The organism is Neglectibacter timonensis, assembly GCF_900048895.1.
Classification (GTDB): Bacteria; Bacillota; Clostridia; order Oscillospirales; family Acutalibacteraceae; genus Acutalibacter; species Acutalibacter timonensis.
In genome coordinates this window covers 1239076-1262353 of sequence record NZ_LT160640.1, presented here as the reverse complement: position 1 = coordinate 1262353, position 23278 = coordinate 1239076, and the positions used below count along the sequence as shown (strand labels likewise).

Below are 23278 nucleotides of genomic sequence, written 5' to 3'. Positions count from 1 at the left end.
GAAGAAAGGAGATTTTCCCCGGGGAAAATCTCCTTTTCTGGAAAAGGGGGAACTGTCGTGACCTATGAGGAAGCAATGGAAAAAGTGAATGGAAGGCTGCGTTTTGGCGTCAAGCCGGGATTGGAGCGTATTTCGTCCCTGTTGGAACGGCTGGGGAATCCGCAGAAGCGGCTGAAATTTGTCCACGTGGCGGGAACAAACGGCAAGGGGACGGCCTGTACGCTGCTGTCCTCTGTTCTGCGGGAGAGCGGGCTGAAAACCGGCCTTTACACCTCGCCCTATGTGGTGGATTTCCGGGAACGCTTTCAGGTGGATGGGGAGATGATTTCTCAGGAGGAGCTGATTCGGGAGGTGGAGCTGCTTTCTCCCATCGCGGAGGAATTTGAAGCCCGGGGGGAGACGGTGACGGAGTTCGAATTTATCACCGCGCTGGCCTTTCACTGGTTTTGCGCCAAGGCTTGTGATATGGTGGTGCTGGAAGTGGGCCTGGGCGGCCGGTTTGACGCCACCAACGTGATTGACGTGCCGGAGGCCGCAGTGATCATGTCCATCTCACTGGACCATACCGCGGTTTTGGGGGATACCCTGGAGCAGATTGCCTTTGAAAAGGCGGGGATCATCAAGCCGGGCGGCAGGGTGGCGCTCTATCCGGAACAGGGCGCGGGTGTGACGGAAGAAATCCGGAAAATCTGCAGGGAACGCGGAGCGGAATTGACCGTTCCCTGCATGAAGGACGCGAGGGAGCTGGAGGTTTCCTTGGAGGGAACCGATTTTCAATGGAAGGGACGCGTTTTTCACACTCCCTTTTTAGGGGAGCACCAGCTGAAAAATGCAGTCACCGTTCTTGCCGCCTTGGAAATCCTGGAAAAACGGGGATATCCGCTGACCGTGGAAACGGTGGAAAGAGGGTTTGAAAAAGCCTTTATCCCCGCCCGGATGGAGCTGCTTTCCCGGGAACCCCTGTGCCTGCTGGACGGCGGGCACAATCCGGGCTGCGCCCTGGCCCTGAAGGACGTGTTGGAGCGTTTTGTGCCTCAGCGAAGGACAGCCGTAATCGGCATGCTCTCCGACAAGGACAGCCGTGAAGCGCTGCGGATTCTGGGTCCCCTGTTCTCCAAAATCATCACGATTGCTCCGGACAATTCCCGGGCGCTGCCTGCGGAGGAGCTGGCAGAGACAGCCCGGGAATTCTGCCCCGACGTAGCGGCGGCCCAAACCTGCGGGGAAGCCCTGGCCCTGTCGTTTCGGGACTTGAAACCGGAAGATGCACTTGTCGTGTGCGGTTCCTTCTACCTGTGCAGTGAAATCAGGGAGTCCCTTACAGGAAAAATGGAAAATATCAGGAGGCGTTGACACGCTTCCCCATAATATGCAGGCGCCCTTTCGTAAAATTAGCTTGTAAAGGGGCGCAAAAAGACCGCCTGCGCAGTTTTTGCAGGCGGTCTTTTTGCCCAAAGGAAGGAAAGGGTTGGTACCAGGAATGAATGTACAGCTTCTCTATAAGGACGGTGTCCTCACCGCGAAGATGAGCGGTGAAATCGATCATCACAGTGCGCAGGAAATCCGGGAAGCCATCGACGACACCTCGCAGAAGGTCAAGCCCTACTGCCTGAGGATGGATTTCTCCGGCGTGCCCTTCATGGACAGTTCTGGGATCGGGCTGATTCTGGGGAGAGTCAGGCTATACAATTTTTGGAAGGGACACGTGGTGCTTTGCGGCCTCTCTCCCAACCTGAATAAAATGGTGGAACTCTCCGGTATCGGTTCGGTGGCGTCCATCGAGAGGAGGGCCGGATGATGAAACCTGTCAACAAAGCGGAAATCAGCTTCCCCTCCAATTCAGTGAACGAAGGCTTTGCCAGAGCCGCCGTCTCCGCGTTTCTGGCGCAGCTGGATCCCACGGTGGCAGATCTCACTGACCTGAAAACAGCCGTATCCGAAGCCGTGACCAATTCCATCGTCCACGGCTACCGGGACGCCATCGGTACGGTATACATATCCGTCAAACTGTTCGAGAACGGCAAAACCGTAGTACGGGTACGGGATAAGGGATGCGGCATTCCGGACATCGAGCAGGCGATGGAACCTCTTTACACCACCGGCGGCGAAGAGCGTGCGGGCCTGGGTTTTGCGGTGATGCAGAGCTTCTGCGACAGTGTGCGTGTTACTTCAAGCGTGGGGAAGGGGACAAGCGTCACCCTGACAAAATACTTTGAAACCAAACGCTGATATGGCGGCAAAACGGGCGGTCGAAGAAAACATCGGTCTGGTGCACCTGTGCGCCCGCCGTTTTTCCGGAAAGGGCATCGAATATGACGATTTGTTCCAGGCCGGATGTGTGGGCCTGGTCAAGGCGGCGGAAAATTTCGACACGGAACGCGGCGTGAAGTTTTCCACCTATGCGGTGCCGGTGATCCTGGGCGAGGTGCGAAGACTTTTCCGGGACGGTGGAGCGGTAAAAATTTCCCGGGGCATGCGGGAGCTGGGAAAACGGGCCCAGCAGGAGGCGGACCAGCTGCGGGAGGAAAATGGGGAGAGCCCCGGGGTCTCCCAGATTGCGGAGCGTCTGGGGGTGAGTGTGGAAAAGGCCGCCCTGGCCCTGGGCGTTTCCCGGGCGCCCCTCTCCCTGACAGGTTCGGAGGACGGGGAGCCTATCGACATTCCCGTAGACGCGCCGGAGGAACAGATGACGGAACGGATGACGCTGTACGAAATCATTGAAACCTTGGAGGAACGGGACAAAAGGCTGATCACCCTTCGTTATTTCCAGGGGAAAACGCAGACGGAGACAGCGGAGCAGCTGGATATGACCCAGGTTCAGGTCAGCCGCAGGGAAAAAAAGCTGCTGCTTATGATGAGGGCTATGTTCAATCAATAGAAAAACCTCTGCCGCAGGACAAGCCGCGGCAGAGGTTTTTTGATGAAGCGAAGCCGCAGCCAAATATTTTCTGTATGGTTTTGCCGTATAGGTATAAGCTATGGTATAGTAAGAGAGAAAGGTTGTGGTGGTATGAAATTTACCGAATTATATGACAAAATGGCCCGGGCTGCCTGGGAGGGCAAGGCAGAGCAGGAGAGGGAAAAGCTGTTGTCCCAGGGGGCGGATCCCTATCAGCTGAACTGCCTGCTGAACCCGGACGGTCATGCGCCGGTTTGGAAACTGAAAAATTGCAGGTGCTTGCCGGGGCACACCGCGGCCTGTATCGACAGCTGTATTTTTGATGCCATTACCCGGGATGAGAAAGGAAATGTCACAATTGACGCCGGAAAATGCGTGGGCTGTGAGGAATGCATCCGTCGCTGCGAGGAGCATAACCTGACTGCCAGCAAGGATATTCTGCCCGCCCTGGAGGCGGTACGCCGGGGAACCGCGCCTGTCTATGCCATGATCGCCCCCGCGTTTGTCAGCCAATTTGATTCCCAGGTAACGCCCGGGAAACTGAGAAGCGCCTTTAAGCTGCTGGGGTTTGCGGGTATGGTGGAGGTAGCTGTCTTTGCCGATATCCTGACGCTGAAGGAGGCGCTGGAATTCGACCGGAACATCAAGGAGGAAAAGGATTTTCAGCTGACAAGCTGCTGCTGCCCCATGTGGATCGCCATGATACGGAAAATATATCATCAGCTGATGCCTCATGTGCCGGGTTCCGTCTCCCCGATGATCGCCTGCGCCCGCACCATCAAGACGCTGCATCCGGAGGCAAAGACCATTTTTATCGGGCCTTGCCTTGCCAAAAAATCGGAAGCCAAAGAGCCGGATTTGGCGGGCGCAGTGGATTTTGTCCTGACGTTCCAAGAGGTTGAAAAGATTTTCAGCTTTGCCCGGATTGATCCTGCGGAGCTGCCTGAGGACGACCGGGATCATTCCTCCAGGGCAGGGCGCATTTATGCGCGGTCCGGCGGGGTCAGCGAAGCCGTCACAGGCACGGTGGAACGCCTGCATCCGCACAGGAAAATTGCCGTGCGGGCGCAGCAGGCTGACGGCGTGCCTGCCTGCAAGGAGATGATCCGGCAGCTGCTGGACAATGAGACCGACGCCAACTTTTTTGAGGGCATGGGCTGCATAGGCGGCTGTGTAGGCGGTCCCAAGGCGCTGATCGGCCACGATACCGGCAGGGAGCATGTGAACCGCTACGGGGAAGAGGCAGCCTATCCGACGCCGCTGGAGAATCCCTATGTCGTCGAGCTTCTGCACCGCCTTGGGTTTGATACAGTGGAAGCGCTGCTGGAAAAGAGCGATATCTTCACCCGGAAATTTTAGCCTGTCCTGGGCAAGCCCGAAAAATAAATATGGTGTAGGACTGCCGCAAGCAAGTGCCGCTGTGAAAGAATTACTTTCACAGCGGCACTTGCTTTTTCTCTGGAGGGGCCCCGGAAAACACTTTAGGCCGCGCTGCCCTCTCTTTTAGCTGGAAAGCTGTGGGAGTGGGGGCAATGCGCTGCGGAGCTTCAGGGTGAAACGGGTGAGGCCTTGATCCTTGGAGACCGTGAGCCCGCAGTCGCTGCCGTAGAGAATTTTCACCCGGTACTGGATATTTGCCAGGCCGATACCGTTTTTGGCTCTGCTCTCCCGGTAAAGGTTCTCTTCGTCCTCCAGTATGTTCTGCAGCTGCCGGAGCGCCTGCTCCGATAGGCAGCCGTTGTCCTCAACAGTGAAGAACAGATATTCTTCCTGTTCCCTTCCAACAAAGGAGAGCAGGCCTCCGGTTTGATCCACCCGTTTTTCTATGCCGTGTGACATGGCGTTTTCCACCAGAGGCTGCAGCAGCATTTTGGGGATCACAATGTCCAGCATGGAGTCTGGCACGTCGACGCTCCAGGTGAATTTCCCCTGCAGCCGGGTTCCCATAATCTCCAGGTACTGCCGCAGCATGCCAAGCTCCTCCTTTACCTCCACCGTATCGCCGCCTTTCAGGGCATAATAGAAGAGACCGGCCATGCCTGCCGCAAGCTCACAGACCTCCCGCTCGCCATGGAGCATGGCAATGCCGCTCATGCTCTGCAGGGTGTTGAAGAGAAAATGCGGGTTGATTTGATTGCGCAGGGCATACAGATCGCTTTCCCGCTTCATAAGCTCGTGAGTGTAGGCCTTCTTCTGGTTTTCCAGCACCTCCTGGGTCAGGGCAGAAACGTTTTCCAACATCCGGTTGATGCGCTGCACCAGGGGATCCAACTGAACGCCGTAACCGCCGGAAATACTCTTTTTCTCCGGGTCCCTGCCAATTTCGTTTACTTCGGAGATCAGAGACCCGATGGGGTTTGCAATCAGGCGGTTGAACAGCAGCCCCACGGCGATGAGCAGCAGCACCATCACTCCTGCGGTGAGCAGGCTGCTGGTTTGGAAAAATGTGAAATCCTCCGCCACCTTCGCATCATTGATGCGGCACACCACCCGGAAAGCAGAGTTTTGAAGCTGGTGCTCAATATAGGTGTACCCTTCCGTGGATTGCGGCAGCTGGGCATCTGTGTTGGAGGAGATGACCACGTTGTCCGGCCCCAGAAAATATAATTCCACCTGGCCCTTGCTGTCGATATCCTGAAAGGAACGGGTGGCCTCGGCCAGGTTCATGGGGATCAGGATGGAACCGATCTGAACGTTTGTGCCGGAATGTACCGGTACCACGCAGACGGGAAAGGTCTGGTTAGGGGTGTTTACCAGGAAAAATTCCGGGCCGTTCCCATAGCTTCTTTCCAGCCAGCCGCCTTCCGCAATGGCATTAAAGGTGCGGTAGTTGTTGTCGTACATATAGATCGGCTCTCCGGCGTTGTCCACCAGAATGGCGTTGAGAAGATAGGGTTCCAGGGAGGCCACGGTCCGGAACAGCTCTCCCAAATATTGCTGGGCCTGATAGGTTTCCAGAGGGTCGTTGACAGACAGATACTTCTTGGTCATGGAATTTTCAGCCAGATACACTGCGCTGTAAGAGATGGAACGGAAAATGTTGTTGAAGTTTTCCTCGATCTGCGCGGAGGTGATGGCAGCATAAGAGGCCACCTGCTCCCTGGCGGTGCGGTCCACCCGGTTGATAAAATAGGCCTGTGTCAGCAGCATCGGCACCAGCGCCAGAAGGATGACAATCAGGATGGTTTTACGGAAGGAAAGCCTCATGGTGCGGCCTCCCCGCTGGCGGAATTGCCAGCCTCCCGGTACTGCTGCCGGTATTTGGCGGGAGTTATGCCCGCGTATTTGCTGAAGACCTTGTGAAAATGGAAATAGTCGGAGTATCCGCAGCGTTCCACAATATCCTTGAGGGCGGTATCCGTACCCATCAGCAGTTCTTTGGCGCAGGTCATGCGTAGGTCCAACAGATATTGAGAGAAGGATTTTCCCAGCTCCTTGCTGAAAAGCTTGCTGCAATAGGTGGCGCTCACGCTGAACTGGTCGGCCAGGGACTGGACGGAGAGTTTTTCACTGAAGTGTTCGTCCAGATAAGCGAGCATCTGCTTGAGCTTGTAGTGTAGGTGATTGCCCTCCGTGCTGTGGGTGGGGCGGCCTTTCTTTTTCAGCTCCTCCAGCAGGGCGCGCAGTTTAGCCTCGCTGAGAGGTTTGAGCAGATAGTCTACCACACCCAGGCGCAGGGCGTCCTGGGCATACTCGAATTCCGCAAACCCGGTGAGCACTACAGTATGGGGAAACAGGCCGGTGCTGTGCAGCTTTCGCAGAAAATCCAAGCCGCTGGTTTCCGGCATACTGATGTCGAGAAACAGGATGTCCGGAGGTTCCTTCTGCATTTCCTCCAGAGCCGTGGCGCAGCTCTGGAACGAGCCGCAGAGTTTGAAGCCCAGCGTTTCCCAATCGACCAGGCGTTCCAGATGAATTAAGACCCAGGGCTCGTCGTCAATGAGCATCACTTTTAACATGGCGGATATCATCCCTTCTCAGAAAAATTCCCGGCGCCTCGCGCCGCCCCTCTTTTCAAAATATAGGAGTTTGGACGGAAAAAGTCAACTCATTTGAGGTGGTTTGGTACAAATTGGAACATGATCTGACATAAAAAACTATAGATATCCATAGATTTGTTTCCGGATTATGAATAAAATAGGACCTAGAGAAAAAATCAGGGGGGATTTTAGTGAAGAGAGTATTGAGCATCCGAAGAAATTTTGTATTGTATCTGTTTCTGCTTCCCATGCTGCTCTATGTGGCGGTGTTCAATTATGCGCCGCTCTACGGCCTGCAGATTGCTTTTAAAAATTTTATTGCCTCCGAAGGCATTCTGGGGAGCCCTTGGGTGGGGTTCGCCCATTTCGAAAAATTTTTCAGTTCGCCGCTGTTCGGCTCCTTGCTTGCGAACACGCTGATTCTGAGCCTGTATCAGCTGGTGGTATCTTTTCCCATCCCCATCCTGCTGGCGCTGGTGCTTCATTATACGCCGGGCAGGAAATTGAAGAGGATTACCCAGACCGCCACCTATGCGCCTTACTTCATTTCCACCGTAGTGCTGGTGGGGATGCTGCTGGTGTTTTTCGATCCCACATCGGGTGTGGGCACCCAGCTGCTCCGGAAGCTGGGCATGACAAATCCCCAGCTGACCATGGATCCTGAAGCTTTCCGGCATCTCTATGTGTGGTCCGGCGTATGGCAGTCTACCGGATGGGCCTCGGTGATCTACATCGCTACGCTGGCCGGCGTGAGCCCCGAGCTGCATGAGGCCGCCATTGTGGACGGGGCCACCAAAATGCAGCGCATCCTGCATGTGGATTTTCCCGTTATCATTCCTACTGCTATTATCCTGCTGATCCTCAACTGCGGCAACGTCATGAATTTGGGTTTTGAGAAGGTTTATCTGATGCAGACCTCTCCGAATCTGGCGGTTTCAGAGATCATCAGCACCTATGTCTACAAGATCGGCCTGCAGGGCCAACAGTATTCCTACGCGTCCGCCATCGGACTCTTCAACAATGCAATCAATTTCGTCATCCTGATCGCGGTAAACCAGGCTGCCCGCCGTTTGGGGGAGACATCGCTTTGGTAATACAGAAGCTGAATTTTCGAAATTTAAATAATTTGTGAAGGGCAAAGGGCCGAATTGCCTTCATCCCACAGGGAGAAGGACGAAAAAAAGGAGGAAAATGTTGTGGTAGTAGCAGAAAACCCACGGGTTCGGAAGAAAATCAAGCTCACCAGGGCGGATACCGTGTTCAATATCACGGTTCGCGTGGTTGCAGTGCTGGCACTGGTGATTTCCCTGTATCCGCTGTATTTCGTGGTGATTGCCTCGATCAGTTCGCCGGAGGCCATCTCGCTGGGCAAGGTGGTGTTCCTGCCCAAGGAAATCAATTTTGACGCCTATCAATTTGTCTTAAAGGAATCGCGTATCTGGAGCGGCTATGCGAACACTATCTTCTATACGGTGTTTGGAACGGTGTTTGGCACCGCCGTGGTGCTGATGGCCGCGTTCGCCCTGTCGCGGAAGGAACTTTGGGGCCGGAACGTCATCATGAAGCTAATGGTGTTCACCATGTTTTTCTCCGGCGGGCTGATTCCCACCTATATGGTGGTCAACGGTCTGGGGCTTGTCAATACCCGGCTGGTGCTGATCCTTCTGGGCTCAGTCTCCGTATACAACATGATTATTGCCCGTACGTTTTTCCAGAACACCCTGCCCGAAGAACTGTTTGAGGCAGCGGAGCTGGACGGCTGCGGAACAGCCAGATTTTTCCTGCAGATCGCTCTGCCCCTCTCCAAAGCCATTGTGGCGGTGATTGCCCTGTATGTGGCAGTGTCCCATTGGAATTCCTATTTTACCGCCATGATTTACACGACCAATACAAAGCTCTATCCACTGCAGCTGGTACTGCGGGATATCTTGATTTTGGGACAGTCCCTCACCAATATTACCGACGCCAGCGAGCTGGAGGCTATGGCGGAACGGCAGCGCATTGCGCAGATCATCAAATATGTGGTGATCATCGTCTCGTCGGCTCCGGCCATAGCGGCTTATCCCTTCCTGCAGAAATACTTCGTGCAGGGGGTGATGATCGGTTCGGTAAAGGGCTGAGCGGAGGGGTTCTACATTTTCAAATCCATCGCAGTTTGTTCTGAGCAGACGCTTCCGGCGTACAGCTCGGAAGAACATAATAAATTTAGGAGGCAGATGACATTGAAAAGGAAAAGAGTACTGGCAGCTTTCTTGGCTGCCGCATTGGCCGCGTCCTGCTTTGCGGGCTGCAAGGGCGGCGAACCGTCGTCCTCAGCCGCGGCAAAACCCGGTTCCGCCGCTTCTTCCGCCACCTCGTCCGGAGTCTCGTCGAATGGGGAGGAGGGGCCTGTCAGCAAGACCGGATTCCCCGTTATGCAGGAGGAACACACCTTCAAAATCGTCCATTCCATCAGCACCGGCGATTTGGTGGGCAACTGGGAGGACAAGGATTACACCAGGAAGATTGAGGAGGACACCGGCCTCAAGATTGAATGGGTGGGTATCCCGCAGAATTCCTATAACGATCAGGTGGGCATTCAGCTTGCCGCCAACGACATGCCGGACGTCTTCTGGAACGGAGTTCCCAGTTTTTCCCAGTTCGTGGGAAATTTCACCGCGCTGGATGAATACCTTGCGGATTACAGCCCCACTGTGGTAAAATTTTTCCAGGAGTATCCCAGCATCAAAGCGGCCAGCGTATTCCCCGACGGGGCGCTTTACGGGCTGCCTCAGGTGCAGATGAACAACACCCGTGCCACAGGCGTCTATTTCATCAATAAGGATTGGCTCGGCAATGTGGGCATGCAGGCGCCCAATACGCTGGACGAGCTCTATGAGGTGCTTAAGGCCTTTAAGGAGCAGGATGCAAACGGCAACGGCGACCCCAGCGACGAAATCCCCTTCTCGTTTGGAAAAAAGGAAACCCTCACCGGGCTGCTCGCCCCCTTTGGGATTTACGGAAACGGATCTCCCGACAACATCGACACCCCTTATCTCAATGTGAAGGATGGAAAAGTCACTTTTTATCCCATTGAGGACAGCTATTATCAGTTCCTGCAATATATGAATAAGCTTTACAGGGAAGGCTTGATCGACCCCAACAGCTTTGTGCAGGAAGAAGTGGACATTCAGGCCAAGGGCAAGGAAGGCAAGGTCGGCACCCTTTGGGTCGGCAGCTACATCGATATTATGGTGGGCGACCGGGGCGATGAATATGAATACTTCCTGCCCCTGGAAAATGCAGAGGGCAAACGGACCTACGTGCCCAATAAATTTTCCGGCGACGTCAACCCCAACCGGTTTATCGTAACGAAAAACTGCGAATACCCCGCCGCTATGGTACGGCTGTACGATTACCTCAACAGTTCCTTTGAGAATAAACTGCTCTTTGACTGGGGCCCCGAAGGCGAGGCCTGGGAAAAGACGGAAGACGGCAAAATCCTGCGTCTGAACGCAGATCTGCCCGAGGGCTTCAGCAGCTATGCAGAGGTTCGCCATACCCTCTCTATGGGCGTTCTCGGGCCCATCCTCTGGGACGACGCCGATCAGGCGGAGTTTGCCATCACCAATGACCGGGACGTGGAGTACTATGCCCGCCGGGATCCGTTGATGGAGTACGCCATTGACGACAAGGACCAGATTCCCGTAGGACAGGATACAGTGGAGAATTCCCAGGAGGCGGCGGTGCTCATCACCGAAATCCGCACTTATATGGACAATTTCCAGTCTGAGGCCATCATGAAGGGCATCGACGATGCCAAGTGGCAGAAACACCTGGAGGATGTGCAGAAGTATGACATCACCCGGTATGTGGAGATCAAGCAGGCGTTCTATGACAGGATGATGGAACTTCTGGGCGGTTAAACGGAATCAGGGAGGGCCCGGCAGGGAAAATCTGCCGGGTGCCTGCTGGGATTTTCAGAATAGACAGAGGAGAGTGATCCGATGAAAGCGATCATGGTGACCTACGATTCACTGAACAGGAGGTTTCTGTCGCCCTATGGCTGCGATTGGGTGCAGACCCCCAACTTTGAGCGGCTGGCGGAAAAATGCGCTGTGTTCGATACCTGTTATGTGGGCAGCATGCCCTGCATGCCGGCCAGACGGGAGCTGCACACGGGGCGGTACAATTTTCTCCATCGCTCCTGGGGACCGATGGAGCCCTATGACGACTCCATGCCCCAGCTGCTCAAGGAGAACGGTATCCATTCCCATCTGACCAGCGACCACGGCCATTACTGGGAGGACGGCGGCTGCACCTACCACACCCGTTACAGCACATGGGAATGCCACCGCGGCCAAGAAGGAGACCCTTGGAAGCCTGTGGCCGGGGAGGTAGAGGTTCCGGAACACCTGGGCCAGCTTTGGCGGCAGGATGTGGTAAACCGCAGCTATATGAAGACAGAGGCTGACCAGCCTCAGAGCAAAACCTTCGGCGCTGGCCTGGAGTTTCTGGATGTGAACCACGATGCGGACAATTGGTTTCTCCATGTGGAGACCTTTGACCCGCACGAACCATTCTTCTCCATGCCGGAGTATCGGGAGCTCTATGAGCAGGACTATGACGGCCCCTTCTTCGACTGGCCGGGCTATCACCCGGTGAAGGAGGAGGAAAAGCCCTATGTGGAGCATGTGCGGAATATGTATGCCGCCCTGGTCACCATGTGCGACAGGAATCTGGGAAAGATTCTGGATAAGATGGACGAGTATGGCCTCTGGGAGGATACCCTGCTCATTGTCAACACAGACCACGGCTTTTTCCTGGGAGAGCACGGCTGGTGGGCAAAGAGCAACCCCATGAACCTCTATGAGGAGGTGGCCCATACGCCGCTGTTGATTTATGACCCCCGTTCCAGGGCGGCGGGCAGAAGAAGCGCCCTGGTGCAGACCATCGACCTGGCTCCTACGGTGTTGGAATACTTCGGCGTGCCCGTTCCGGAAAGCATGCTGGGGAAGGTTCTGAAGGACGCGGTGGCCTCTGACGCTCCGGTCCGGGAAACCTGCATCTACGGCGTGCATGGCGGGCCTGTAGCCTGTACCGACGGGACCTATACTTATATTCTGCCGCCGGACAAGCGGGAACAGCTTTATGAATATACCCTGATGCCTACCCATATGCGGGCCATGTTCAGCCCGGAGGAACTGCGGGATATGTCGCTGTCCCAGCCCTTCCCCTTCACCAAGGGCTGCCCGCTGATGAAAATTCCCGCGGATCCCTTCTACAACAGGCCTGCGTTGGAGGAACAGACCCTGCTGTTCGACTTGAAGCAGGACCCCTGGCAGGAGCGCCCCTTCCGGGAGGAGAAGCTGGAAGCACGGTTCCGGCGGGAGATTGCCCGGCACCTGCAGGAGAACGACGCTCCTGAAGAACAGCTCGTGCGTATGGGGCTGAAGGACCTGTGCTGAATCCTTGCGGGGCCTGCAGCACGGGAGAACAAAATGTGATACAGCTATGAGAGAAACAGCCGTCCCTTTTGCCGCTTTTGGCAAAGGGGACGGCTGCTTCTCTTCTGCGCGCCGGAGGAAAGATGCGGCGGTGCGTCTATCCTGCCGTTTGACAGAAAGCTTCCATTTCGCTATACTGAATCCAAAAAGAAAAGAGGTCCTTTCAATGGCAGGAAAACATGTGTCGGAATCCTATACAGAGCAGGTACAGATTCTGTCCCAGTCCACCTTAAACGGGTATAACCGGCTGTTCGGCGGTCAGCTGATGCAATGGATCGACGTGGTGGCTGCCGTGGTGGCCAGGCGGCATTCCGGATGCAATGTCACCACCGCATCCGTGGACAACCTGCGTTTCGAGGGGCCTGCCTATGCCAACGATACCATCGTGCTTTGCGGGTACATCACCTATACGGGCCGTACCTCTATGGAGGTGTGCGTCAGGACGTATGTGGAAGAACTCAGCGGCCTCAAACGGCTGATCAACGTGGCCTATCTGGTAATGGTTGCCCTGAACGCAGAAGAACGGCCCACCGAAGTGCCGAAGCTTGTTGTGGAATCAGAGGCGGAAAAGCGGGAATGGGAGGCGGCCTGTGAGCGCAACGCCATCCGCAAGACGCGCCGGAAAGCGGCACAAAAGGAACTTAAGGGTTAGACCGGCAAACTTTGGCCATACTGCAGCCTGATCCGGATTATAAACAGGACGGCAGACATTCTACGGCTGCAGGGTAAACAGCCAGGCGCAGCTGCAGGTGCTGTCGGTGACGTCCGGGTAACAGCTGACGCATTCACAGGTGATCCGCTCATCGATGGTGCGGGCAAATCCCGAATATTCGATGATTCCAACGGATTTGCAGGGATGAAGCTCCATCTGCTTCCTGCTTCTCGCCGCCTGCACCCTGCAGTCCAGGGTTCTGTAGAGCAGAGTGTTGCCCTGGATGTGGATTTCATCCCGGTTGAGGTTTGCATAAAACCGGAAAGACAGCGCCCTTGCGAGTCCCTCCAGACCAGCCTTTTCAGGGAGCTGTAGGAACTGCTTGATTCTGCGCGCCTCGATCACGGTAAATGATTTCCATGCCTCAGCGTCGTGATACATGGCTTCTTCCATGCCGGATTTTCGCTCCACCGACTGGAACCATACGCCGTCCATAGCCAGCCAGTTCTTGGAATAGAGCCCGATCAATTCAATCAGTTCTTCTCTGGTCAATGCCTGAAGGCTTTCTTTTTGACTCATTTTAACTACTTCCTTTCCCAAGGGTGTTTTAGAATAATGCAATTGGATCGTGTGGGTATTCCCTGTTCCCAGGCAGTGCGGCAAAGGGTAGGCCCTGCCGGTTTCTGGGAAAACCAGGTCTCTTCCCCTTCTGTTCTTGGCTGTTCAGGAATAGAAGATGTCCGTGGCGGCAAGAATAAGGTATCCGGAGGAGGTGTGTGAAAAGTGAAGGTTTGGATTGACCGGGAGGGCTGCATCAGCTGTGGCCTTTGCCCTGAAATTTGCCCGGAGGTTTTTCGGATTGCCGAGGACGGACGCGCCGAGGTTTACGGGACGCCGGAAGCGGCGGAAGACAGCGTGAGGGAGGCGGCGGCAAGCTGCCCAGTGGAAGTGATTCGGATGGAAGAATGAATTCAGCGCTCTTTCTTCTGCGGCATAGCGCATGGTTCTTTTACTTTTTTCTGGATCAAAGGCAATGTCCGAAACCGGTTTTCGCCAGCCGGTTTCGGACATTGCGCTTTTACGGGTGTTCAGTTTGCCGGTTGGAACAGGGAAAGGGACGCCGCCGGGCTTATCCTTCAAACTCCCTTGCCACATCCTGAAGAAGTTCCCGGATGGGCAGATGCTGAGGACAGAGAGATTCGCATTTTCCGCATTTGATGCAATCGCTGGCCGCGCTGCCGCGGGAGGCCAGGCTGGCATAATAATCCCCCTGTGACTTCCAAGCGTGCTTGTTATCCTGCTTTTCTGCGTTATACAGGGCAAAATAGGTGGGAATGGGAATCTGCTTGGGACAGTCCTTTACACAATACTGACAGGCGGTGCAGGGAATGGCGATGGAGGAATTGATAATTCCCACCACCTTGCCCACCGTTTCATATTCCGCTTTGGAGAAGGGACGGAAGTCTTTCATGTAAGAGAGATTATCCTCCATTTGTTCCAGGTTGGACATACCTGAAAGCACCATCTCCACCCCGTCGAGGCTGGCGGCATAGCGGATGGCCCAGGAGGCCAGGGAGGCGTTGGGGTCAGCATTTTTCAGCAGTTCTTCCGCCGCCTCGGGAAGGTTAACCAGTGTGCCGCCTTTGACGGGTTCCATGACGATTACGGGTTTGCCATGCTTTTGACAGACCTCATAGCATTTTTTGGCCTGGATGCCTTCGTTTTCCCAGTCGATGTAATTGAGCTGAATCTGTACAAACTCCATCTCCGGATGCAGGGTCAGAATTCTGTCGATGTGGTCGGCACTGTCGTGAATGGAAAAGCCGATGTGCTTGACTTTTCCCTCCTCCTTCAGCTTCCTGACAAAGTCGAACGCATGCACTTTCTCCGCGTTCTCGTAAGCTTCGCCGTGAGGGTTATGAAGCAGGTAAAAGTCTATGTAGTCTGTCTGCAGGCGTTCCAGCTGCTCCTGAAAAATCCCGGGGAGTTCATCCTCCCTGGGCTGCCGGAACATGGGCAGCTTATCCGCAATGGTGAAGCTGTCCCGTGGGTGGCGCTTTACCAGGGCGGTTCCCACCACTTTTTCACTGAATCCGTTGTGGTAGGGATGGCCTGTGTCAAAATAGGTGAAGCCCTGCTGCAGAAACAGGTCCACCATCTTCTCTGTTTGCTCCAGATCAATTTTTGTGGGGTCTCCTGCGTCCAGCAGGGGCAGGCGCATACAGCCAAATCCTAATTTTTTATCGCCGAACATCTCACACTTCCTCCTTCATCAAACATCGGTCAGAACTTCCTGTTTTTTCTATTATAAAGGGGAATGCACAAAATAGCAAATACGTAAAGAGAATAGGCCCCCATACCTGGAATGTATAGGATCAGCCTGTCCAAAAAGACGGAAGACCTGAGAACAGCGGGAAGGGTAAACCAACAGTCGATTGTTCGGACGCTCTGTTTGTGGTATGCTGAAGAAAACCTGAGAGGGGAGGAGTAACATATGAACATGACACAGACAGGCCGTCTGATCGCCCAGCTGCGGACGGCTTTGGGAATGACCCAGGCTGAGCTTGCCCAGCGGCTGGATGTTACGGACAAGGCGGTTTCTAAATGGGAGAGGGGGAAAAGTTTGCCTGATATCTCATTGTTCAACCGCTTGGCGGCAGAACTGCGGGTGAGCGTTATCGAGATACTGAGCGGGGAGATTCTCGATGTTGCCCGCAGCAGTAATCTGGACGGGGAAGCTGCGGCCAGGGAAGAGGTGGATTATGCCAAGCCTCTTTCCCTGCAGCCTTTGGACGCCGGAGACCTGATGGTATCTCCCTATCTTTTTGGAAGCAATTTGGAACACACCCGTTCCTGCATTCAGGGAGGATTGTCTGCACAGCTGCTGCGAAACCGGAAATTCGCAGGAAAACCTTCCGCCTGTAAAGGCTGCGCGGCAGAATGGTATCCCATTGGAGAGAGGGCGGTTTTTACTTTCGATCGGCCGTACACCCGTCACGGGGAAGGGTATCACATGAAGCGGGCGCTGGAGTGCAACTCCCTAAGCATCCTGAATCCGTTCCCGGGACAGACCGCGGGTCTGGGGCAGCATGGCCTTTCCATTCAGCAGGGGAAGAACTATCTGTTTGGAGCGGTGGTGCGGACAAAGGGGCCTGTCACCCTTTCTGTGGCCCTGACAGACCGGGAGGGGAACCTTGTGTACGACTGCGGCGTGATTGCGGCGGAGTCGGAAGAGTGGATCCGATACGAGATAGAACTTACCCCAAATGCCGCTGACCGGGACGCGGATCTGCGCATTCAGTGGGAAGGGGAGGGGAGCGTCTGTTTTGGGGCCCTGTCCCTTTTGCCAAAGGATCATTTCCGGGGAATGCGCCGGGATGTGGTCGAGAAAATGGCGGAAATTGGGATCAAGGTTCTGCGCTGGCCGGGAGGCAATTTCGCTGGGGAGTACAGCTGGATGGATGGGCTTCTTCCAGTGGATATGCGGGCTCCCTTCCAATCATTCCTTGGCCTGGAGACGCAGCCCCATTCTATGGGATACGATTATCATGAGATCAATACAGACGATTTTATCGCTCTGTGCAGGGAGATAGGCGCGGAACCGTTCATCACCATCAACCCGTGCTGGAACACTCCGGAGGAAAACGCAGCGTGGGTGGAATACTGCAACGGCGACCGCTCTACAAAATATGGGCGGCTCAGAGCGGAACGGGGATATGAGGAGCCCTATCATGTGCAGCTCTGGTCTTTGGGCAACGAATTTGGATATGGTCACATGGAAGGGGATAATTCCCCCAGCGGTTACTGCCAGACCGCTTTGGAAAACGGCAAAAAAATGCTGGAGGTATCCCACAACCTCAGCCTGTGCTCCTCCGGCCCTTATCCCAGCAAGGAGTGGGCGGAGCTTTCAGCGCGGCCCCTGTCCGGCATCGCCCAGATGATCTCCCAGCATTACTACGGATATGATCCCTCCTACACAGATATCTCCACGATAGAGCAGGAATATAACAGGTGTTTGGCCTCCATCCCGCGGATGAGGGCGCTCATCCGTGAATCCCGCCGCTGGCTGGAACCCAATGTGAGTATCTCTTTGGACGAGTGGAATGTCTGGTATGCCTGGTACCGGCCCTCAAGCGTGACAGACGGCATCTATGCCGCGCTGGCCATGCACCTGCTGATGGAGGAAGCTGAAAAAAGCGGTGTGGCGCTTGCCTGCCATTTTCAGGCTGTAAATGAGGGGATGCTCTGCGTAGAGCCGGAAGGCGTCAGCCTGACAGCCCAGGGCCAGATGTTTTCCCTGATGAACCGCCATGCCGGGAACCGTGTGTGTTCCGCTTCCCAAGAGGCCGTGGTCACAGTTGACCGGGAAAATGCGGTGACGGCCACCCTTGTGAACGCCTCTTTCTGCAGGGAAAAACCTGTGGATTTCTCTCAGTACGGCCCCTGCCGGGAGGCCATACTTTACACCAGTTCCACCGTTCTGCCTCCCTCTGCTTTTGAGAAGAGGGATATTCTGGAACAGGCCCGGAACGGCTCGCTGTGTATGCCCCCGCACAGCGTCCTGCTGCTGCGGTTTTAAGCCGCCTGCTGTTGGCGAGTGCCCTTGCGCCGGAATCCCGGGCGTTTTGGCCTGGGCCAATGGCTGGAAGATCGTCAGCAGTCAGAGCAGACCGGCTCTGATCACGCAGCGCTGATAAGAAGAACGCAGACACTCACACTTTTGTGGGTGTCTGCGTTCTTCTTATCAGCTGCATTTGGTAGATGGTATATCCTACTGTCTACCAAATGGCGATAGTCCAGTCCGCTGCCCCGGTTTTGAGGCGTTCAAAAGTGAAAGAAGAAAATTTTTTCATCTTGTCCCTTTTTTTTGATTGTGCGACAATACTTTTATAGAGATATAAAAACAGGAGAATTACGCCTATGCAAAAAGACCAAACCATCATCTCCCTTCTGGACCGTGAGCCTGAGGAGGGAATGGCGCTTCTGATTGAGGAATACAGTGGACTGCTGTGGACGGTATGCCACCAATACCTGCAAAACACCGAAGATGTGAAAGAGTGCGTCAATGAAATATTTTCTGAATTTTACTTACATAGGGAACGGTTCGACCCGGAAAAAGGCGCTTTGAAGGGGTATCTGGCGGTCATTGCCCGCCGGTGTGCCCAGCGCCGCTGGCGGGAGAACCAGCGTTGGGAAGGGGCCGCCCCGCAGGAACAGGAGGAATCCGATCCTTTCTCCCGCATGGAAAGCAAGGACGAGTTGGAGGCGGCTCTTGCCGCGCTGGAGCCGTTAGACGAGCAAATTGTCCGCATGAAATACTACGGCGGAATGACTGCCCGGGAGATCGCCGCCTCTCTCGGCCTGCCCTACGAGACGGTGAAAAAACGATATCAGCGCAGTATGAAAAAGCTGCTGAAGGGACTGGCAATAGGTCTGGTAGTAGCCGCTCTTCTGGGCCTGCTGGCCGCCTGCACGTATGCGGTTCTGCGCCATTTCGGTTTTGTGCCCGGTTATGGTGTTTCCAGCGGCAGTGCAGCCGTTTATGTTCTGGAAAGCGGTACGGTGGTATCCGGAGAACAGTATGAGTTCCATTTGGAAGATGCCTATTGGCAGGAGGGCTCTTTCATCGCCGATTTAACACTGTATGGCGAAAACAATCCCTATCAAAACTATCTGAGCACCTCTCTCAGCGGCCTGGACAATGTCCGGCACATATCCAAAAGCCACGATGGACAAACAGCGGCCGGCGGCTACTCCCTGCGGGTCATTTTTGAGGGGGAACTTCCAGAAGGCGTCGGAAATACCCTGTGCCTGACCATGACCCTGGATGGAACAGATATCCCTGTGACGCTCTCGGCGGCGGACAAGAGTTCCGTAGAAGAAGCGGGCTTTTATGCAGTGACCGAGTCGGATGGAGGTTTGCTGGCTGTACCCCGGATCGAGAACGGGGAGCTGGTGGTTTCCATCCATCCGCTGAACGAGGGGGAGTTCAGCACCTATTTCTTTCTCAACCAGGGGGTATGGAAGGGCTACGGCGGTCCCGACCAGCCCGTTACCGTTGTCTCGCCGGACGGCGCTGTATGGAAGGGGGAACCGGCCTCTTACAATCCCTTCAGTGGGGACACCTATCTGGACTGGTATTTCGGCCCGGCCCAGCCGGGAAATTATATCCTGCACATCCCATATGTCTATCAGTATCCTGCCGCTGACAAAGCGCCGAGAAGCGCAGAGGCAATCCTGGATGGGGACGGCAGCGGCGCTGGTACGTGTCTTTCCCTGCCCGGCGGCAGGCTGATGTTTGGGGAGCCGGCCCCAATTTTCGACGTAACCGCATATTGTGACACTGTATCCGACATGCACAATACATTGGGGTACCAATGGTGGTCACTGGAAACCATCTGGGAGGGGAAGGATCCGGAGCGGTTCCCGGCAGCAATTCCCGCCGCGGCTGAGCAAACCGGCCATACCGTGGTGGACGGGATGTCCTGTTCCAATACCGAGATCAAACTGTGGACCAGAGCTGCGGCGGATCCGGACACTGGAAGCCTGTATACCATGTCGCCCGGCTACGTGTTGGGAGCTATGGAGGGCTGGGACAGCGTGGCTTTTTCCATCCAAACGGAAAGCGTCTGCTATCGCTGGAACCATTCTTTTTCCATTCCCATGACGGTGCCGCCCGAGGAAGAGCGGGAGAAGTTCACGCAGAGCGCCGGGGACTACACCCTGACGGCCGTTCCCCGCAGGGTCAGCGACCAGGTAATCCTTTCCCTGCGCCCTGCGTCAGAAAAGGACCATTTGCTTCCCTCCGGCAGCATTGTCCGCAGTCCTCTGACGGCAATGGGGGAGGCGGACGAGCCCATCACTCTGACTGATACATGCGGAAGGGTGTACATGGGGAATTTCCGGCCTGGACGTACGGATGCTTACAGCGACTGGGACTTCGGGGACGTTCCAACGGGACAGTATACCCTTCATGTTCCTTATCTCTACACAACGGTGCGGGGGGAGCATCATATGGATATCCCGCTGCCCCAGGAAGAGGGACAGGAGCTGTCTGTGGAATCTTTGCCTCTGGATTACGAGACAACTCTCGTCCTGAATACGATCACCGGCATGGGACCGGCCGAAAACTTTGAGCCGTCCGCCGGTGCTGCGGCGATTACTCATTCCAACGGAGCGATCTCAACCCCGGAAAATGCCCCGTTGACATCGATTTTGGATCTCTCCCTGGAGTCGGGGAAAGAGGAGTATATCTTGGTGGACGTGGGGATACGGCTGTGGATGACCGAAGAGGCCTCCTTCCTCGGAGCCTGTGAAAGGCAGTATTCCTTTGAGGAAACCGGAGTCCGCTTCAGCGGACTGCTGCTGCACCATGTGCCGGGGCTCTATACCGCTGACTTCACCTTTGTCAATCCCACCTACCGCTGGAACCACACTTTTGACATTCCTGTTACCATTCCGGAATAAGTTCTCCGAATGAAGCGGCCCTCCTGTAAATCAGGAGGGCCGCTTGTTTCTAAAATATTTTGTGGTTCCTGTCCCTTTTTGCTTCTGAATCCGCAATTAGTTAGTGGAAGGAAGTGAAGCGCTTGGAGGATTCTCAACTTCTGAAAATACTGGATGCCAGTCCGGTGGACGGGATGAAACTGCTGCAGATCCTGTACGGTGAACCGGTGCGTCTGGCAGCCGCTCAGCGGCTGAACAATGAGGCAGACATATGGGTCTGTGTTCAGGATACTTTCTCGGATTTTTATCTGCAGAGAAACCGGTTTGACCCATCCAAGGGAAGCCTGCGGGGGTATCTGGTCACCATCTCCACACGCAAAGCCATCCGCCAGTGGCGGGAGAATCAGCGGCAGTGGCTTGCTTCTCAAGCGTCACCGGCAGAGGCCGACGACATCGGGGCATGGGAACGGCGGGAACAGGTGAACCAGGCCCTTGCCCGGCTTCCGGAATTGGATGCGCGTATCCTGCGTTTCAAGTATTATGAAGGCTGTTCTGCCAGGGAAATCGCCGCCAGGCTGGATATGAAGTATGAACGCGTCAGGAAACGTCTGCAGCGTGCTTTAAAAAAGCTGATGCAGCAGATGGAGTTATAACGGTATCTGCGGGCACTGTGTCCGATGATATACACTTACTTAAAAAGGAGAAATTTGCCATGTCAGTACCATTCATCATCCTGGCGGCCGCCGTCATTTTTTTCGTATGGCGGAGTTACAAGAAAAAGAACCAAAGCGGAGAGGCCGCGCAGCCTCCTCCGGAAAACGGTACAACCGTTACCGGACCGGACGGGCAGAGCTATGTGGTACCCAATAAGCTGCGGAAGGCATATAAGAATTACGAGAGTTCCCCTATGGAAAGCGTGTATGGCCTGCTCTGTGCCCGACAGACGGCCGACCTGGGATATGCGGCGTTTAAGCGGGATCGGGCCAATCTGCCGGCTGACGCCAATACTCCCTATATGGACGCCGATCTCTTTTTCGACGCCTGCCATTTCACAGCTATGGCCTACCAGATGGGATACGACGGCGTCTACCCAAGGGATGCTGCCAAATCCGTCTATTACTATGAAATCCTGTTGGAGGTCTGCATGGATGTCGTGAACCGGGACCGGTTTAAGGTGGACGACCTGCACATCATTTACGACTGTTGGGAGGAGCTGGCCTACGCCTATTCCGGCGGCGAGGGCTGCGCCGTGGATGTGGAAAAGGCCCAGGACTACTATAAAAACGCCTTTCTTGCAGCGCAGAAGAAAAACGATGTCAACAAACAGATGAATATTATCCATACCATGCTGGGAGGCTGGCCTCGTCCCACGAAGGAATATGCCACGCTGGCGGTGCTGTTTGCCAAGGATATGGTGCAGAACAGCCTGGTGGAAGGCGCCGCGCTGATGGAAGAATTCCTCTATGGCATCCGGAAAATCGGGGAAGAAGAATTGGGCCTGGATCCACAGAAAGATGCTGCTCTTTACTATAAGGCTGCCGGTGAGGAAGGCAGTGTGTACGCCTGCTATATGCTGGGAAACTGCTACCTGAAGGGCATCGGAACCCAGGTCAATCGGGAAGAAGGCCTCCGGCTCATTCGTGCCGCAGCAGAAAACGGCAGTCTGAGCGCTGCCCTGCAGCTGGCGGTCATTGACAGAGAGCATGAGGAGCAGTGGCTGAATGCGGCCGAACAGATCAGGAGGGACTTGCGCTCTCATCTGGCGGTGATGCAGGGGGTGACCGGAATCCACGCGGAAACCAAACCGCCGCGGGTGAATGTGGAGCTGCAAAACCCGGATGACGGGCCCGAAGACGATGAGGGCGAGAGTTCAGGTTATGACGAAGCAGAAGGAGCCCGCGAACCCGGCTTCAGCGACACCACCTACGATTTGTCCCGGATACCCTCCATCGTCTATGACAGCGGAAACAACCGGTGGCAGCGCCGGGGCATTTACGGCGACCACGCTGAGTATTACAACGACAACGGCGACACGGTGACCATCTGGAACGCCGAAATTTCCGGCAGCTCGGCCAATACCAGCGCCGGTACCCTGCACTGGTATTAAAAGTCTTTTGCACCGAAAAAATATCACATAGAAATGAGGATAAACATATGCCATTTTTGATTATCGCGGCGGTAGCTTTCATGATTCTGGGATTTTGCGCCTATAACCCTCTGCGGAGAAAATATGCTGGAACCATTGGCGTCGGCGGTTCCTACCTCGTTCTGCTGGGCATTATGCTTCTGGCGTCGAGCGTCGGACAAATCATTGGAACTGTTACCGGGGAGTCCAACGTTTCTGCGCTGGAAATCATTCTTGGGGTGATCGTTATGATTCTTTGCCTGGGATATATGGTCTATGTCATGCTGACCCGCTGCCAGACCGTGAAGCAGCGCATTCTACTGCCTTTTGCGGCCTGCCTGATTGGCTGCGGCTTCTGCTGGCGGCTGCTGGCCGCTATTGTGGCCCATGTTCCCATGGAAAGCGGAAAGGACGGGACCGCTTTCCCAGCCATACTCTACGACCCCGAAGAAAACCAGTTCCGGCTGCTCAGTGACAGCGGCGACCATGCCGACTATTATTGTGAGAAGACCGGCCGCCAGGTGCAATTCTACACTTCGGATTTGTCGGACGGGCTGCCCAACGGCTGGCGCCGGGGATGATTCGGCAGCGTCCAGAGAGGTAGTTCCAGAATTGGCGCGGCAGGCGTTTCGTCCGCCATTACGAATATGCGGGAATGGTAGCCCTCCGCGGCAAAACGGAACCCTTGAC

General features: G+C 55.1%; 20 protein-coding genes. 16 read left to right on the top strand and 4 right to left on the bottom strand.

Going from position 1 to position 23278, the window contains the following annotated elements; genetic code table 11:
* Nucleotides 1-57 precede the first annotated feature (57 nt).
* The 5 genes from BN3911_RS14935 to BN3911_RS14915 all read left to right on the top strand — a co-directional run bounded on the left by BN3911_RS14935 (nt 58) and on the right by BN3911_RS14915 (nt 4258).
* Nucleotides 58-1353 carry a bifunctional folylpolyglutamate synthase/dihydrofolate synthase gene (locus BN3911_RS14935; RefSeq protein ID WP_066868006.1) on the top strand — a complete coding sequence of 432 codons (1296 nt, stop codon included), beginning with the start codon at nt 58-60 and terminating at the stop codon, nt 1351-1353.
* Nucleotides 1354-1480: 127 nt separating this feature from the next.
* The gene (locus BN3911_RS14930; RefSeq protein WP_066867003.1) at nt 1481-1798 is read left to right on the top strand and encodes an anti-sigma factor antagonist; all 318 of its coding nucleotides are present in this window, start codon (nt 1481-1483) and stop codon (nt 1796-1798) included.
* Nucleotides 1798-2229 carry an anti-sigma F factor gene (gene spoIIAB, locus BN3911_RS14925; protein ID WP_066867001.1) on the top strand — a complete coding sequence of 144 codons (432 nt, stop codon included), beginning with the start codon at nt 1798-1800 and terminating at the stop codon, nt 2227-2229. The genes BN3911_RS14930 and spoIIAB overlap by 1 nt, the downstream gene beginning before the upstream one ends.
* Before the next feature lies 1 nt (nt 2230).
* Complete coding sequence (locus tag BN3911_RS14920; protein WP_066868003.1) at nt 2231-2878, top strand: sigma-70 family RNA polymerase sigma factor; 648 nt, start codon at nt 2231-2233, stop codon at nt 2876-2878.
* 132 nt (nt 2879-3010) lie between these two features.
* Entirely contained in the window at nt 3011-4258 is a 1248-nt protein-coding gene (locus BN3911_RS14915) for a [Fe-Fe] hydrogenase large subunit C-terminal domain-containing protein (protein WP_066866999.1), read from the top strand.
* Between the two features lie 144 nt (nt 4259-4402).
* Here the strand turns inward: BN3911_RS14915 and BN3911_RS14910 are convergent, their stop codons facing one another.
* Both BN3911_RS14910 and BN3911_RS14905 read right to left on the bottom strand, forming a co-directional pair.
* Nucleotides 4403-6106, bottom strand: coding sequence for a cache domain-containing sensor histidine kinase (locus tag BN3911_RS14910; RefSeq protein ID WP_066866998.1), 1704 nt, complete (start codon nt 6104-6106; stop codon nt 4403-4405).
* Nucleotides 6103-6858, bottom strand: coding sequence for a response regulator transcription factor (locus tag BN3911_RS14905; protein WP_066866996.1), 756 nt, complete (start codon nt 6856-6858; stop codon nt 6103-6105). Before BN3911_RS14905 ends, BN3911_RS14910 begins: the two co-directional genes overlap by 4 nt.
* A gap of 212 nt (nt 6859-7070) precedes the next feature.
* On the opposite strand from BN3911_RS14905, the gene BN3911_RS14900 reads away from it, so the two are divergent.
* The 5 genes from BN3911_RS14900 (at nt 7071) to BN3911_RS14875 (ending at nt 13017) form a co-directional block, all read left to right on the top strand.
* Nucleotides 7071-7973, top strand: coding sequence for an ABC transporter permease (locus BN3911_RS14900; protein ID WP_242871139.1), 903 nt, complete (start codon nt 7071-7073; stop codon nt 7971-7973).
* A 102-nt stretch (nt 7974-8075) separates the two neighbouring features.
* Nucleotides 8076-8999 (top strand): carbohydrate ABC transporter permease, encoded by a 924-nt coding sequence (locus BN3911_RS14895; protein WP_066868000.1) that lies wholly within the window; start codon nt 8076-8078, stop codon nt 8997-8999.
* 102 nt (nt 9000-9101) lie between these two features.
* Nucleotides 9102-10784: an extracellular solute-binding protein gene (locus BN3911_RS14885; RefSeq protein WP_187127765.1), complete on the top strand. Its 1683-nt coding sequence runs from the start codon at nt 9102-9104 to the stop codon at nt 10782-10784.
* 81 nt (nt 10785-10865) lie between these two features.
* Nucleotides 10866-12326 (top strand): sulfatase, encoded by a 1461-nt coding sequence (locus tag BN3911_RS14880; protein WP_066866989.1) that lies wholly within the window; start codon nt 10866-10868, stop codon nt 12324-12326.
* Nucleotides 12327-12531: 205 nt separating this feature from the next.
* Complete coding sequence (locus BN3911_RS14875) at nt 12532-13017, top strand: acyl-CoA thioesterase (RefSeq protein ID WP_066867997.1); 486 nt, start codon at nt 12532-12534, stop codon at nt 13015-13017.
* 60 nt (nt 13018-13077) lie between these two features.
* Here the strand turns inward: BN3911_RS14875 and BN3911_RS14870 are convergent, their stop codons facing one another.
* On the bottom strand, nt 13078-13596 hold the full coding sequence (locus BN3911_RS14870) for a DUF6125 family protein (protein ID WP_066866987.1): 519 nt from the start codon (nt 13594-13596) through the stop codon (nt 13078-13080).
* Between the two features lie 204 nt (nt 13597-13800).
* On the opposite strand from BN3911_RS14870, the gene BN3911_RS14865 reads away from it, so the two are divergent.
* A complete protein-coding gene (locus BN3911_RS14865) occupies nt 13801-13986 on the top strand; it encodes a ferredoxin (protein ID WP_066866985.1) in 186 nt (61 codons plus the stop codon).
* A 160-nt stretch (nt 13987-14146) separates the two neighbouring features.
* On the opposite strand, the gene BN3911_RS14860 is transcribed toward BN3911_RS14865, so the two are convergent.
* Complete coding sequence (locus tag BN3911_RS14860; RefSeq protein WP_066866983.1) at nt 14147-15271, bottom strand: aldo/keto reductase; 1125 nt, start codon at nt 15269-15271, stop codon at nt 14147-14149.
* Nucleotides 15272-15511: 240 nt separating this feature from the next.
* Here BN3911_RS14860 and BN3911_RS14855 point away from each other — a divergent pair, with 240 nt between their 5' ends.
* From BN3911_RS14855 to BN3911_RS14835, 5 genes are all read left to right on the top strand, one after another.
* Nucleotides 15512-17596, top strand: a complete 2085-nt coding sequence (locus tag BN3911_RS14855) for a helix-turn-helix domain-containing protein (RefSeq protein ID WP_066866981.1) — start codon at nt 15512-15514, stop codon at nt 17594-17596.
* A gap of 341 nt (nt 17597-17937) precedes the next feature.
* The gene (locus tag BN3911_RS14850; protein ID WP_066866979.1) at nt 17938-20484 is read left to right on the top strand and encodes an RNA polymerase sigma factor; all 2547 of its coding nucleotides are present in this window, start codon (nt 17938-17940) and stop codon (nt 20482-20484) included.
* A gap of 122 nt (nt 20485-20606) precedes the next feature.
* Nucleotides 20607-21116, top strand: a complete 510-nt coding sequence (locus tag BN3911_RS14845) for an RNA polymerase sigma factor (RefSeq protein ID WP_066866977.1) — start codon at nt 20607-20609, stop codon at nt 21114-21116.
* A gap of 59 nt (nt 21117-21175) precedes the next feature.
* Nucleotides 21176-22570, top strand: a complete 1395-nt coding sequence (locus BN3911_RS14840) for a tetratricopeptide repeat protein (RefSeq protein WP_066866975.1) — start codon at nt 21176-21178, stop codon at nt 22568-22570.
* Between the two features lie 47 nt (nt 22571-22617).
* The gene (locus BN3911_RS14835; RefSeq protein ID WP_066866973.1) at nt 22618-23169 is read left to right on the top strand and encodes a hypothetical protein; all 552 of its coding nucleotides are present in this window, start codon (nt 22618-22620) and stop codon (nt 23167-23169) included.
* Nucleotides 23170-23278: the final 109 nt, after the last annotated feature.

What these genes read in the sequence shown, in the direction of transcription:
- BN3911_RS14905 (WP_066866996.1), bottom strand. Translation starts at nt 6,858, where the DNA reads ATGTTAAAAGTGATGCTCATTGACGACGAGCCCTGGGTCTTAATTCAT.
- BN3911_RS14930 (WP_066867003.1), top strand. Translation starts at nt 1,481, where the DNA reads ATGAATGTACAGCTTCTCTATAAGGACGGTGTCCTCACCGCGAAGATG.
- BN3911_RS14840 (WP_066866975.1), top strand. Translation starts at nt 21,176, where the DNA reads ATGTCAGTACCATTCATCATCCTGGCGGCCGCCGTCATTTTTTTCGTA.
- BN3911_RS14850 (WP_066866979.1), top strand. Translation starts at nt 17,938, where the DNA reads ATGCAAAAAGACCAAACCATCATCTCCCTTCTGGACCGTGAGCCTGAG.
- BN3911_RS14855 (WP_066866981.1), top strand. Translation starts at nt 15,512, where the DNA reads ATGAACATGACACAGACAGGCCGTCTGATCGCCCAGCTGCGGACGGCT.
- spoIIAB (WP_066867001.1), top strand. Translation starts at nt 1,798, where the DNA reads ATGAAACCTGTCAACAAAGCGGAAATCAGCTTCCCCTCCAATTCAGTG.
- BN3911_RS14915 (WP_066866999.1), top strand. Translation starts at nt 3,011, where the DNA reads ATGAAATTTACCGAATTATATGACAAAATGGCCCGGGCTGCCTGGGAG.
- BN3911_RS14860 (WP_066866983.1), bottom strand. Translation starts at nt 15,271, where the DNA reads ATGTTCGGCGATAAAAAATTAGGATTTGGCTGTATGCGCCTGCCCCTG.
- BN3911_RS14870 (WP_066866987.1), bottom strand. Translation starts at nt 13,596, where the DNA reads ATGAGTCAAAAAGAAAGCCTTCAGGCATTGACCAGAGAAGAACTGATT.
- BN3911_RS14920 (WP_066868003.1), top strand. Translation starts at nt 2,231, where the DNA reads ATGGCGGCAAAACGGGCGGTCGAAGAAAACATCGGTCTGGTGCACCTG.
- BN3911_RS14880 (WP_066866989.1), top strand. Translation starts at nt 10,866, where the DNA reads ATGAAAGCGATCATGGTGACCTACGATTCACTGAACAGGAGGTTTCTG.
- BN3911_RS14875 (WP_066867997.1), top strand. Translation starts at nt 12,532, where the DNA reads ATGGCAGGAAAACATGTGTCGGAATCCTATACAGAGCAGGTACAGATT.
- BN3911_RS14835 (WP_066866973.1), top strand. Translation starts at nt 22,618, where the DNA reads ATGCCATTTTTGATTATCGCGGCGGTAGCTTTCATGATTCTGGGATTT.
- BN3911_RS14910 (WP_066866998.1), bottom strand. Translation starts at nt 6,106, where the DNA reads ATGAGGCTTTCCTTCCGTAAAACCATCCTGATTGTCATCCTTCTGGCG.